Source organism: Corynebacterium sp. TAE3-ERU30 (genome assembly GCF_019209925.1).
GTDB classification, from domain to species: domain Bacteria; phylum Actinomycetota; class Actinomycetes; order Mycobacteriales; family Mycobacteriaceae; genus Corynebacterium; species Corynebacterium megadyptis.
Map to the genome: position 1 here is coordinate 426426 of NZ_JAHUTO010000002.1, position 12757 is coordinate 439182.

At 64.2% G+C, this 12757-nt stretch carries 12 protein-coding genes and 2 tRNA genes; 7 read left to right on the forward strand and 7 right to left on the reverse strand.

The window, feature by feature from the left end; genetic code table 11:
• Positions 1-80 precede the first annotated feature (80 nt).
• The 4 genes from KR227_RS04885 to KR227_RS04900 all read right to left on the reverse strand — a co-directional run bounded on the left by KR227_RS04885 (position 81) and on the right by KR227_RS04900 (position 3289).
• Positions 81-926: a serine hydrolase gene (locus KR227_RS04885; protein ID WP_218364070.1), complete on the reverse strand. Its 846-nt coding sequence runs from the start codon at positions 924-926 to the stop codon at positions 81-83.
• Between the two features lie 49 nt (positions 927-975).
• Positions 976-2316, reverse strand: a complete 1341-nt coding sequence (locus tag KR227_RS04890; protein ID WP_218364072.1) for a dicarboxylate/amino acid:cation symporter — start codon at positions 2314-2316, stop codon at positions 976-978.
• Positions 2317-2437: 121 nt separating this feature from the next.
• Complete coding sequence (locus KR227_RS04895; protein WP_218364074.1) at positions 2438-3184, reverse strand: trimeric intracellular cation channel family protein; 747 nt, start codon at positions 3182-3184, stop codon at positions 2438-2440.
• A gap of 33 nt (positions 3185-3217) precedes the next feature.
• Positions 3218-3289, reverse strand: a tRNA-Asn gene (locus KR227_RS04900).
• Positions 3290-3478: 189 nt separating this feature from the next.
• On the opposite strand from KR227_RS04900, the gene KR227_RS04905 reads away from it, so the two are divergent.
• The 3 genes from KR227_RS04905 to KR227_RS04915 all read left to right on the forward strand — a co-directional run bounded on the left by KR227_RS04905 (position 3479) and on the right by KR227_RS04915 (position 5792).
• Positions 3479-3555, forward strand: a tRNA-Ile gene (locus tag KR227_RS04905).
• A 249-nt stretch (positions 3556-3804) separates the two neighbouring features.
• Positions 3805-5481, forward strand: coding sequence for an AMP-binding protein (locus KR227_RS04910; RefSeq protein WP_218364076.1), 1677 nt, complete (start codon positions 3805-3807; stop codon positions 5479-5481).
• Positions 5482-5552: 71 nt separating this feature from the next.
• On the forward strand, positions 5553-5792 hold the full coding sequence (locus KR227_RS04915; protein WP_218364078.1) for a hypothetical protein: 240 nt from the start codon (positions 5553-5555) through the stop codon (positions 5790-5792).
• Here the strand turns inward: KR227_RS04915 and dnaG are convergent.
• The gene (gene dnaG / locus KR227_RS04920; RefSeq protein ID WP_218364080.1) at positions 5789-7669 is read right to left on the reverse strand and encodes a DNA primase; all 1881 of its coding nucleotides are present in this window, start codon (positions 7667-7669) and stop codon (positions 5789-5791) included. The two genes, KR227_RS04915 and dnaG, sit on opposite strands and share 4 nt — an antisense overlap.
• A gap of 85 nt (positions 7670-7754) precedes the next feature.
• On the opposite strand from dnaG, the gene KR227_RS04925 reads away from it, so the two are divergent.
• Genes KR227_RS04925 through crtI form a run of 4 tightly spaced genes read left to right on the forward strand, consistent with a single transcriptional unit; the run spans position 7755 to position 10894 of the window.
• Positions 7755-8198 carry a ribonuclease domain-containing protein gene (locus KR227_RS04925; RefSeq protein WP_218364081.1) on the forward strand — a complete coding sequence of 148 codons (444 nt, stop codon included), beginning with the start codon at positions 7755-7757 and terminating at the stop codon, positions 8196-8198.
• A gap of 2 nt (positions 8199-8200) precedes the next feature.
• Positions 8201-8443, forward strand: coding sequence for a hypothetical protein (locus tag KR227_RS04930; RefSeq protein WP_218364082.1), 243 nt, complete (start codon positions 8201-8203; stop codon positions 8441-8443).
• A gap of 2 nt (positions 8444-8445) precedes the next feature.
• Positions 8446-9333, forward strand: coding sequence for a phytoene/squalene synthase family protein (locus tag KR227_RS04935; protein WP_218364083.1), 888 nt, complete (start codon positions 8446-8448; stop codon positions 9331-9333).
• Positions 9320-10894 (forward strand): phytoene desaturase family protein, encoded by a 1575-nt coding sequence (gene crtI, locus KR227_RS04940; RefSeq protein ID WP_218364368.1) that lies wholly within the window; start codon positions 9320-9322, stop codon positions 10892-10894. The genes KR227_RS04935 and crtI overlap by 14 nt, the downstream gene beginning before the upstream one ends.
• Here crtI and KR227_RS04945 read toward each other — a convergent pair.
• Together KR227_RS04945 and KR227_RS04950 are read right to left on the reverse strand one after the other, a co-directional pair.
• Entirely contained in the window at positions 10891-12153 is a 1263-nt protein-coding gene (locus KR227_RS04945; RefSeq protein ID WP_218364084.1) for a deoxyguanosinetriphosphate triphosphohydrolase, read from the reverse strand. The two genes, crtI and KR227_RS04945, sit on opposite strands and share 4 nt — an antisense overlap.
• A gap of 10 nt (positions 12154-12163) precedes the next feature.
• Positions 12164-12718 carry a YdcF family protein gene (locus KR227_RS04950; RefSeq protein ID WP_218364085.1) on the reverse strand — a complete coding sequence of 185 codons (555 nt, stop codon included), beginning with the start codon at positions 12716-12718 and terminating at the stop codon, positions 12164-12166.
• Positions 12719-12757 lie beyond the last annotated feature (39 nt).

A 12757-nucleotide genomic window follows, 5' to 3' on the forward strand; every position in this document is an offset into this window, starting at 1 on the left:
CCAGCAACCCTCAACCACCAGTTGATACCCCCTTTTTCTCAAGTGGTACTTGAGGTTCACAGCGCTCTCTGAGGCCGCTCTTAACTCCGCTGCTGCAGCCGGCGCCACACCCCGTCATTGAACTCGGACCACAGTGGCTTGGCCCACTCGCCGAAGTCGCGGTCGGTGAGCACGACGAGCGCGGTGCGGGTCTCCGGAACGAACCACATATAGGTGCCACTGACGCCAAAGTGGCCGATGGTTTCCGGCGGCATGGACGCCCCCGTCCAGTGCGGATCCTTCTGCCCTTTGATCTCGAAGCCGAGACCCCACGGGCAGGGCTTCTGCATGCCATAGCCGGGCACAATGCCGATGAGTTCCGGATACTGCACGGTGGCGAGCTCGCGGCTCATCTGCTGCGAGAGCAGGGAGGGCACGAGCAGCTCCTGGGCAAACTTGGCCACATCCGACACACTCGATTCGATGCCGTGCCCGGGTGAGCCCTTGAGCACCGTGGTGGCCATGCCCAAAGGCTCGCACAGGGCCTCGTGGAAATACTCGGGAAAGCTGATCCCCGACTCCTGCTCAAGGAACTCGGCGAGCAATTCAAACCCATAGGAAGAGTAGATCCGGCGCTCTTCTACCCCGCGCATGCGATCGCCCTCATGAAAACCCACCCCCGAGGCATGCGCCAGAAGATGGCGCACAGTCGAGCCTGCGGGGGCGGGTGCGGGTGCCGGAGTATCGAGGTCAAAGACGCCTTCCTCCACGGCAATGAGGAAAGCATAGGCGGAGAGGAGCTTACTCACGCTGGCCAGCGGCACCACCTTTTTCGTGTCACCGACAGTCTCGGTGAGGGTGGCGGCGCCGGTCTCGCGATCGAGTTGGACCAGGGCGCCGGCGACATTGTCCACGGGCCACTGCGTGATCTCCTCCAGAAGCTGCATACCCGCCATCGTAATACCTTGGCGGGTAGCGCTTGGCCTTCTTGAGAAGCTAGGACGTCACGTCCGCGTGGCTGCGCTCCTCCTCATAGGTCGAGACCTGCTCATTGTCGTAGGTGTGCTCATCGAGGATGCCCTCGCGCTTGGCCACCACGGTGGGCACCAGCGCCTGGCCGGTGACGTTCACGGCGGTACGGCCCATATCCAGGATCGGATCCACGGCGAGCAGCAGGCCGACACCGGCCAGCGGCAGCCCCAGCGTGGAGAGGGTGAGGGTGAGCATCACGGTAGCGCCGGTAGTGCCGGCGGTCGCTGCCGAGCCGATCACGGACACGAAGACGATGAGCAGATATTCCTTCACGCCGAGGTCGATGCCATAGAACTGCGCCACAAAGAGCGCAGCGATGGCCGGGTAGATCGCGGCGCAGCCGTCCATCTTGGTGGTGGCGCCGAGCGGCACCGCGAAGCTGGTGTAGCTGCGGGGCACACCGAGGGCCTGCTCGGTGGTGCGCTCAGTCACGGGCATCACGCCCATGGAGGAGCGGGTCACAAAGCCGAGGGAGGTCACCGGCCACACCTTGCGGAAGAAGGTGCGCACGCTCAAACCGTTGAGGGCGAGAACGCTCGGGTAGATCACGCCGATCACCACGGCGAGGCCGAGGTAGATGGCGAGAACGAAGGCGCCAAGCGAGCCGATGGTATCCCACCCATAGGTGGCCACGGCGCGGGCGATGAGCGCGGCGGAGCCAATCGGCGCCAAGCGGATAATCCACCACAGCACCTTTTGCACCAGCTCCAGCAGGGAGCGGGAGAACTCAATCACGGGCTCGGCCTTCTTGCCCACCTGCACCGCGGCGATACCGAAGGCGATGGAGAGCAGCAGCAGCTGCAGCACGTTGAAGTTCGGGGTGGCGCTGAACCCGTCCGCCCCCTCACTGACGCGCACACTCAAGCCGAGCATATTGTCCGGCACGAGCGAGGAGATAAAGCCGAGCCAGGAGCCCACGCTGTCCGGCTCCGCGGCACTGGCGGCATCCACGCTGCTATTGGCGCCCGGGCGCAGGACGGTGCCGATAATCAGACCGGCCACCACCGACACCAAGGCCGTGATGGCGAACCAGATGATGGTCTGCCCCGCCAGCCGGGCGGCATTGGTCACTTCCCGCAGATTAGCCACCGAGGTGATCACGGCGGTAACCACGAGTGGCGGAATAAGGAGCTTCAGCAGGCTCACATAGGTCGAGCCGACGGAGCTCACAACCTCCGTCAGCCACGAGTCGTCGCCCATACGGCGGGCGAAGAATCCCAGAATGAGGCCAATGATGAGGCCGTAAATAACTTGTGCGCCGAAGCTGGTGAACTTTTTCCAGCTCGGCGAGGATGTGGCAGTCATAGTCGCTGTCTTTCTCGTTGATGCTTGTCGACGCCCACTCGGGGCCGGCGCAGCACCGTGCTGCGCCAAGTCCCACATCCTAAACCGAACCGACCCGTTCAGACAATTAAGACAGCTTAGTCTATTTCTTTTTCATGTAGGTATTCCAGGTCTGGCGAGCCCGCGCTGCCATGGAACCGCGCACCCGGCGGGGGTTGGCGAGAGTGCGCGTGCGCATCCATACCTTGCGGGCACTCAGGGTGGAATTTTGTGGCAGCACCCACCCCATCCAGAAGGCAAAGATGGCCATGAGCGCGCCGGTGAGACCGGCCACCACCATGCCAATGCCCGAGAGGCCATAAGAATCAAAGACCACGAGCACGGCCGAGGCCACGAGCGCCGGCACGGCATAGAGGGGCTGCCCGCCAAAGACGGCGGGCGGATTGCCGGCAAAGACATCGCGGATCATGCCACCGCCCACGGCAGTGATGAGCCCGAGGAACACGGCCGAGGCGACCGGCAGGTCAAAAGCCAAGGCCTTCGAGGTGCCGGTCACGGCCCAGACGCCCAAGATGATGGCGTCGGCATGCACCCGAAACATCGTCCACCACCGCGCGTGCAGATCAAGCACAAAGGCAATGAGCGCCCCGACGCCGGCCATGGGCAGATAAATGGGATTAGTAATGGCTACGGGGGCGCCTTCTTGGATGAGGACATCGCGCAGCATGCCGCCGCCGAGAGCTGAGAATACGGCGAGAAAGAAAAAGCCCACCACGTCGAAACCACGCTGGCGGGCGATCGTGCCGCCGATGACTCCATTGAGTACCACGCCGATAAGATCCAGCACGGCCCAGAGAGTGAGAATAGAGGGGGAAACTACAGCAGTCATCGATACTTTTTCCTTACCCCAGACATGAAAAAGCTCCCCCAGTTGGATTCGAACCAACAACCCTTCGATTAACAGTCGAATGCTCTGCCGTTGAGCTATGGGGGATTGTGTTTTCAACTAAGTCCTGTAGCGGACCTCGCTGGCAACGAGAAATAACTATAGCCCGCCCCTACAATCACAAGCAAACTCGCTGCTTATTCCAATTTTTGAGGCTTAAGAAGAGCAACTATCACCACAGCAGAACGACGGGCTATAATGACCCTCGCGCCTCAGGCTTTGCACTCGATGGCGCGTGGGGCTGTAGCTCAGTCGGTTAGAGCCGCGGACTCATAATCCGCTGGTCCCGGGTTCGAGCCCCGGCGGCCCCACCACTACACTCCTTTCACAAGCGCAACATCACCCCCACTGGCCACACCCGCTGGCCGTGGGGGTGCTGCATATATAGCCTGCTCGCTGGATTCTTAGGCGGCCCTGTCTTGGTTTTGCCCCACGGATCCCTAAAGTGTAGGTGAGCAATAGCTTTTTATCATTTTGTAACCTTGCGCTTATTTAGAGCGATACACCTAGATGAGGCGTTCAGCCCAGCGCCATGTATCCCAGAGGAAAGGCCCGAAAAGACGATGTCCCAACGTCCCACACGCGTGAGCGCAGCCACCCATGCAGATCAGCTCGTGCGCAGCATTAAGCCCCTGAAGAAGACCGGCGTACTCCGCAATCGCTCGCTCAGCGGCTGGAAGGATACGCTCACGGCTGTGGGCCGCTGGGGACTCAGCATTACCTCGCTCGTGGAACAGTCCACCGTCGAATTTGGCGATCGCACCGCCATCATCGATGACTTCGGCGAGCTCACCTTCGCCGAGCTGCGCGAGCAGGCCCGGAACATGGCCATTAACCTCGCCCTCAACGGGGTGAAGGAGGGCGACATGATCGCCATCCAGGCCCGCAACTCCCGCGGCATCATCCTGCCGCTCGCCGCCGCCGGCTATATCGGTGCGCAGCCGATGATCGTCAATCCGGCATCGTCGACCACCCAGATCACCAATATCTTCAACGCCTATGGCGCGGACGTGTTCATTGTGGACGCCGAATACGCCGAAGTGGCCTACGCCAACCCAGATGTGCCGCACTATGTGGTCGAGGGTGCGGTGGCCGCCGAGGGCGAGGAGCAGGTGGACATTTCCAGCAGCCCCACGATCGCGGAGCTGACCTCCACTCCCGCCCAGAGCTTCACGCTGCCGAAGCGCCCGAAGCCGCAGAATACGGTGATTATGTCCTCCGGCACCCGCGGCATCCCCAAGGGCGTCGTCATGCCTATCCCGCTCACCCCGAAGGCCCTGGCCGGCGTGACGCGCGTGATCCCGTGGCGCATGAACATGACCATCCAGGCCACCGCCTCAATCTTCCACGCCTGGGGCTATGGCAACCTGCTGGCCGCACTCATCACCGGCAGCACCCAGATCCTGCGCCGCCACTACGACCCGGTCGAGGCCGTGGCCGATTGCGAGCGCTACAAGGTCAACGCCATCATCTCCTCCGCCGTATTCCTGCGCGGCTTCGTGGCCGAGGCGAAGAAGACCGGCGCTAAGATCGGCCCCTTCGAGTTCATCGCGAACTCCGGCAATGCTGTGCCCGCCTATCTGGTGGAGGAGCTCGTGGATGCCTTCGGCCCAGTGCTCTACAGCCTCTATGGCTCCACCGAGCACTCCCAGATCTCGATTTCGACCTCCGAGCAGATGCTGGCTGATTCCTCCAATGCCGGCCGCCCCAACCTGGGCACCGTGCTGAAGATCTTCAAAGAGGACGGCTCCGAGGCCGGCGTCGGCGAGCTGGGCGAGATCTACTCGGCTAACTCCATGACCATGGTGGGCTTCCTCTCCGATAAGTACACCCCCTCTACCCACGATGGCCTGCTGGCCACCGGCGACCTGGGCTACCTGGACGAGGACGGCTTCCTGCACTTGGAAGGCCGCGCCGATGACATGGTGATCAAGGGCGGCGAGAATGTCTTCCCCCGCGAGGTCGAGGAGTATCTCGGGGCGCTCGATGAGGTCGCCGATGTGTACGTCTCGGGCAAGCAGGACGATGTGATCGCCCACCTCGAGGCCTGGGTGGTCAAGTCGGACTCTGCCACGGCGCTCACGAAGGACGAGCTGCGCGAGAAGGTGCGCGTCGCCCTGGCCGAGCACAATGTGCCGGAGTACATCTTCTGGGTGGATGATCTGCCGCGTAATGACAGCGGCAAGGTGGTGCCCCGCTGGCTGCCGGACCCCGCCACCCTGGACCAAGACCAGAGCTAGCGCGACCCGACTGTCCTGACCGCCTCTTGCTACAGTGGTTCGATACACGTTGTGTATAGGAAAGGACAGGAATGATTCAGTTCGTTGTCGGCGCTGCCGCCGGTTATGTCTTCGGCACGAAAGCAGGCCGTAAACGTTATTCCCAGATCAAAAACGCCTATCAGGCGGCGGTGAACTCCCCCGCCTCGAAGGCGGCGGTCAACGCGACGCGCAAGGCCATCGCCAATAAGCTCGATCCGCAGCCGCGGATGCGCGAGGTGAAGAACCTGCGCTCTGATAACCAGTCCGTGCTGGAGCCGGACGAGGACTAGTAGCGGTTCGCCCGCTCCAGCAACTGGCGGCGCTGTTGTTCCAGCGCCACCACATCCGCGAAGAGGCTGTCATAGGCCTTTTCGTCTTTCGTGGGGTTCATTCTTTCCAACTGCCCTTTGAGCTGCGCGATGATCTGCCCCACGCGCACCTCCTGCAGCCGTGAATACACCGAGTCCGCGTAGCGCACCAGATGGGCGGCATCCACGCGGATGGTTTCCACGGCCAGTTCAGAAACTAGGCCGCGGCCGTGAATATCCGGAATTTCCCCGGCCACCGCTGCGAGCCAGTCCACGCCCTCGTGGTCACCGTCCGCCTGTAGGACCTTATCCACGGCCTGTTTCACCGCCACATACGAGGGATGCGTGAAGGTGGAATCATCAAAGGCCCGCATATAGGGCACCGCGATCTCGGGGTGCTGCAGCGCCAATTTAATCGCCTCCCGCTCCGGCCAGAGACGGCTATCGCGCGGATCCGGCCGCGGCACCCGTGGCTCCTCCTGCGGGGCCGCTTGTGGACGCCGCTTCGACTGCTGCTGCGGGCGTGGGGCCCGCGCCTGTTCCCGCACCCGGCGCACCACCTCGTCGATATCGCGCCAACCCAGCCAGCCGGCAAGCTGCCGGGCGTACTCATCCCGCAGGGTGTGGTCGTGAATATCGGCGATGACGGGGATCGTGCGCCTGAGCGCCTGCAAGCGCCCTTCGACGGAGTCCAAGTCATAATCCTCGATGATCGAGCGCACCACGAACTCGAACATGGGCTCGCGGCTGGCCACGAGCTCGCGGACTGCGGCATCGCCCTTCTCTAGGCGCAGATCGCAGGGGTCCAGGCCCTCCGGCGCCACCGAGACATAGGACTGGCCGGTGAATTGCTGATCGCCATCGAAGGCGCGCATCGCGGCCTTCTGCCCTGCCTCATCGCCATCGAAGGTATAAATCAGCTCGCCGCGGAAGTAGGAATCGTCCAGCATGAGCCGGCGCAGCATCTGCAGGTGCTCCTCGCCGAAGGCGGTGCCGCAGGCCGCCACGGCGGTCTGGATGCCGGCGGCATGCATGGCCATCACGTCCGTGTAGCCCTCCACCACCACCGCCTGGTGGGAGGAGGCGATATGCTTTTTGGCCATGTCCAGCCCGAAGAGCACCTTGGACTTCTTATACAGCAGGGTATCGGGGGTGTTCATGTACTTGCCCAGCTTGTCATCGTCGAAAAGCTTGCGGGCACCGAAGCCGATCACATCCCCGGCCAGGTTCTTGATCGGCCACAGCAGGCGGCGGTGGAAGCGATCGATCGGGCCGCGGCGGCCCATCTTGCCCAGACCCGCCGCCTCAATCTCGGTGACGTCGAAGCCCTTGCGCAGCAGATGCTTGGTCAGGGTGTCCCAGCCCGCCGGCGCATAGCCGCAGCCGAACTCGCGGGCGTGCTCGGAGCTGAAGCCGCGCTCGGTGAGAAAATCGCGGGCGGTCTGCGCCTCGGCGGAGCCCAGCTGCTCTTGGTAGAACTCGTGGGCGATCTTATTCACCAAGATCAGCCGCTGCCGCGTGCCCACATCTTCCCGCCGGCCCGGTCCCCCGCCCTCATAGGAAATCTGGTAGCCAATTTTCTCCGCGCAGGCCTCCACGGCCTCGGGGAAGCTGAGGTGCTCCATCTTCATGAGGAAGGAGAAGACATCGCCGCCCTCACCGGAGGAGAAGCAATGAAAATAGCCGCGGGCTGGGCGTACGTGGAAGGAAGGTGTTTTCTCATCCTTGAAGGGCGATAGCCCCTTCAGCGAGTCCACACCAGCGGGCTTGAGCTGCACATAGTCGCCAACGATCTCGTCGATCGGCGTGGCCTCTCTGATCGCTTGAATGTCCCGCTCAGGGATACGTCCTTTACCCATGGCCCCTACATTAGCGTGCGGCTGAGACACGAATCATGCCACCGCTGCTGATCTCTATCAACGGAGGCTAATACACTACGTGTTTATGGCTGATGAACGTTCTTCGGGGCCACGCGGCTCCCTGCGTCGAGTGGCGCTGTCCGTCGGCGCCGTCCTCCTCGCCGGTCTCGGCGCCTATATCGGGCTCGATGGCTCGGAGCCGTCCACCGATAGCAGCGCCAGCAGCGCCAGCAGCGCCAGCGGCGATACCTGCGCGCTCGATACCCTGCCGCCGGAGGCCGCGGAGGTAGTGGAACGCATCGAGGCCGGCGGCCCTTTCGACTACCCCGAGAACGACGGCACCCACTTCGGTAACTACGAGCAGCTGCTGCCGCAGCGCGCCCAGGACTACTACCGCGAGTACACGGTGGAGACCCCAGGGCTCAATCATCGCGGGCCGCGGCGCATCGTCACCGGCGGCGACGCACCCGATGTGTGGTACTACACGGCCGATCATTATGAGAGTTTCTGCAGGATGACGGGAGTTTAGGCATGCAGCTAGTGGCAGTGGATTGTCGGCGCGCACGCAGTCGCGGCGAGCTGATTGTGCTGATCTCTGATGCGCTCAGCGCCCAGCCGCATCAGCGGGCCAGCAACCTCGACGGGCTGCATGATGCGTTCAAGGAGCACCCAGTCACTCACCTGCTGCTGCGTGGGGTGCGGCTGAGTGCGGCCGAGGTGAATCCGATCGAGACGGTGGCCCGCGCCGCCGCGGTGACGGTGGTGTGCCGCTGAGTATGAGTGTCTCCCATCCCGATTATTTGCGGCGCTTCCAAGACTGCGCCGATGCGGCCGCCAGCCAGGTCATCCGCTCCTATTCCACTAGCTTCGGCTTGAGCAGCCAGCTGCTCGCCCCGGCCGTGCGCCGCGATATCCATAACCTCTATGCGGTGGTGCGCATCGCCGATGAGATCGTCGATGGCACCGCCACGGTGGCGGGCATGAGCCCCGTCGAGATCCGTGCCGAGCTGGATCGCTATGAGGCGGCGGTGCTGGCTGCCCCCGAGCGCGGTTTTCATACCGACCCGGTGCTGCACGCCTATGCTGCAACCGCCCGCCGCTGCGATTTCCAGCGCGAGCACATGGCCGCCTTCTTCGCCTCCATGCGCCAAGATCTGGACCGCAGCGAGCACACCCCGGAGAGCCTCGCTCGCTATATTTATGGCTCGGCTGAGGTGATCGGTCTGATGTGTGTGCAGATCTTCCTCGCCGGCCGGGAGGTGCCGGCTGCGGATCGGGACACGATGGAGCGCGGCGCCCGCAGTCTCGGCGCGGCCTTTCAAAAAATCAACTTCCTGCGGGATCTCTCCGAGGACAGCGCTAGTCTCGGCCGCGCCTATCTGGGCGAGCTAACGGAGGAATCCAAGGCCGCGCTCATCGCCGAGATCCGCGCGGACCTGCAGGTCTCCTATGCATCGATCCCGCTGCTGCCCACCTCCTCGGCGCTGGCGGTGCGCTCGGCCACTAATCTTTTCGCCGCCCTCAGCGATGAGCTGGAGCAGGCCCCCGCCGAGCAGCTCTATCGGCAGCGGCTGCGTCTGAGCCCCGCCCGCAAGGCGGGCATCATTGCCCGCTCCCTCGCCCAAGGTGCACTCCACCGGAAAGGCCCCCATGTATCCCACTAGTGCCCTCGTGATTGGCGCCGGCGTCGCCGGACTGGCCACCGCCGCGCTCTTAGCCCGCAGCGGCGTGCAGGTGGATGTGGTGGAGAAGAATGCCGAGGTGGGCGGCCGTGCTGGGCTGCTCGTGGAGGACGGCTATCGCTGGGATACCGGCCCCTCCTGGTATCTCATGCCGGATGCCTTCGACCACTTCTTCAAGCTCATGGGTACCTCGACTGCCGAGCAGCTGGATCTGCGGCTGCTCGATCCTGGTTATCGGGTGTTTATCGACCCCTATGAGCCGCTCGATGTGCCCTTCGGCCGAGACGCCGCTGTGGAGCTCTTTGAGTCCCTCGAGCCGGGGGCCGGCGCGGCGTTGGAGACCTACTTGGATCAGGCCGAGGACGCCTATGACATCGCCATGCAGCGTTTCCTCTACACCACCTTCTCCTCGCCGGGGCCGCTGCTCGATTCCAGCGTGCTGCGACGACTCGGTACCCTCAGCTACTTGCTCAGCACCTCGCTGGATAAGCATGTGCGGCGGCGTTTTAGTGATCCGCGGCTGCACCACATTCTCAGCTACCCGGCCGTGTTTCTCAGCTCCCGCCCCGAACGCACCCCGGCGATGTATCACCTGATGAGCCACACCGACCTCACCCAAGGGGTGCGCTATCCCATGGGTGGTTTCGCGGCCGTGATCGACGCCCTCTACCGCCTCGCCCGCGACGCGGGGGTGCGCTTTCATCTCTCTACCCGTGTCACCGCCATCACCCATGAGGGGAAGCGGGCCACAGGGGTGCGCGTCCTCGACGCCCAGGGCGCGGCCGCCACGCTCACCGCGGACGTGGTGGTCTCCGGCGCGGATCTCCACCACACCGAAACCACGCTGGTGCCCGAGCGCCTGCGCAGCTACTCGGAGCGTTCCTTCGCCCGGCGCGATCCCGGCATCGGCACGGTGCTCGTGCTGGCCGGGGTGGATGGCCCGCTGGAGCAGCTCGAGCACCACAATCTGTTCTTCTCGCGTGACTGGACCCCGGATTTCGATGCGGTCTTTTCCGGCCCTCACCCGGATCGTCCCTTGGGTGCGTCGCAGTCAATGTATGTGTGCCGTCCCTCGGCCACGGACCCGAGCGTCGCCCCGGCGGGTAAGGAGAATCTTTTCCTGCTGGTTCCGGTGCCCGCGGATATCAGCCTCGGCCACGGCGACGCCTATGGGCACTCCCCCAGCGCGGCGGTGCAGGCGATTGCGGACTCCGCGCTGGAGCAGTTGGGGGCCGCCATCGGCGAGCCGGCGCTGCGTTCCCGGGTGGAGGTGCTGCGCACGATTGGCCCAACGGATTTCTCGGATCGCTATCATGCCTGGTGCGGCGGCGCGATCGGCCCTGCCCACACGCTGCGCCAGTCGGCTTTTCTGCGCGGCGCTAATGCCTCCTCCGCTCTCCGCGGCCTCTACTATGCGGGTGCCACCACGGTGCCCGGGGTGGGTGTGCCGATGTGTTTGATCTCGGCGGAGAACGTGCTCAAGCGGATCCGCGGGGATCGCTCGGGCGGGCCCTTGGTCTCCCTCGAAGGGAAGAATACCTAGCAGTAGAACACGGAGATATCGGCGGCGTTGCGGGCGGTGCGTTCGAGCCGGGATTCTGTCATGGATGCGATCTGATCCACCAGCACCCGCTGGCGCTGCTGCTCGTTCTCGGCCTGGGTGTACCAGGCGGCGAACATCGGGTCGAGTGAGCCGGGCGCGCTGAGATGCAGGTAGTCGTACACCCGGTAGATGAGGTTGCGCTGCCGGGTTTGGCGGCGCTGGTGCTGGTCTTCTTCCATCACGTACAACACGGCGATGGTTTTGAGCATGCGCACCTCGGCGGCCACCTCGGCGGAGACCACCAACTCTCCGTGATGCCGGCCCAGGGGCGCCCCGTCGTGGGCGTTAAGGGTGGCGCTAATGGCGGCACCGACATAGCGGCCGACCAGCTGCGAGGTCATGGCTTTTAATCCGGTGAGGGCGCGCAGGGAGCCATCGAAGTCGGCGGCTTGGGCCACACAGGAGAGCTGACGTAGCCGGTCGGCGGCGTCGATAAGCTCCTCGGGGCTGCCGCCAAAGGCGTGGGCGCCTTGCTGGGCGAGGGCGGCGAGTTCCACCAGGTCCCAGAGCACGCCGAGACGGATGCGGCCGGAGAGGATGCCGTCCTCCACATCGTGCACGGAATAGGCGACGTCATCGGAGAAATCCATCACCTGGGCTTCCATGCATTTTTTCTGCCCGCTCACCCCGGCGCGCGCCCAGCGGAGAATCTCGCGATCCTCATCGTAGGCACCGTATTTGCGGCGTCCTTCGCTGGCGGTCCAGGGGTATTTGCAGGAGGCGTCGATGGCGGCGCGCGATAGGTTCAGCCCATAGCTATTCCCGGCGGCGTCGAGCACCTTCGGTTCGAGGCGGGTGATGATCCGCAGGGTTTGGGCATTGCCTTCGAAGCCGCCGGCGTCCTGGGCGACGGTGTTGAGCGCCACTTCCCCATTGTGCCCATAGGGCGGGTGGCCGATGTCGTGGCAGAGCCCAGCAAGTTCGCAGAGGTCGGGGTCCAGCCCGAGGCCGCTGCCGATTCCGCGCGCAATCTGCGCCACCTCGAGGGAGTGCGTGAGCCGGGTGCGCGGGGTGTCGCCATCGCGGGGCCCCACCACTTGGGTTTTGTCCGCGAGTCGTCGCAGTGCCGCCGAGTGGAGGACGCGCGCCCGGTCGCGGGAGAAGTCGCTGCGCTCGTCGGGTGCGGCCCCAGGGAGCTGCGCGCTTTTGGCCGCTTCGCTCAGGCGGCGTTCATAATCGCTGGCGGAGTAGACGTTCACCCTAGTGACGCTAGTAGAGTTGCTTCATTCGGGCCCGCAGACTTGGCCGATAAAATGAGCCAAGCGTGCGAAAACACCGCTCGACACGCCGCGCCCAGCGCCGACCGGCCACGGTCTCCACCACCAGCACCGCCAGCCCACCGGCCTCATGCAGCAGCCCATAGACGCGCAGCCTCGCCCGCACCCCATGCCCGGTGGCGGCATATCCTTCCCGACGCGCCACCCACCGCGCCCGCAGCAGATGAGTTTGATCCGTCACCACGATCAGCGGTGTTCGCTTATCGACGCTTGCCCCCACCGCTTCCAAGGAGCTGCGCGTATCGTGGCCTTCCGGCACCTCGACGAGGTCGCGGCGCGGCACCCCGCGCTCCGCAAGATAGTTCGCTCCCGCTTCGGCTTCGCTGAAGCGATCCCCGGGTAATTTCCCGCCGACGATCACGATCCTCTGCACGGTGTGGTCCTGATAGAGCCGGTGGGCGGCGTCGAGGCGCGCGGCGAAGACCTGGGAGGGCACGCCATCGTACTGGGAGGTTCCCAGCACGAGCGCTGTTGGGGACGTGGTCATAGTGGTGCCGAGACTAGCACGGTGCAGAGTGCACTACTC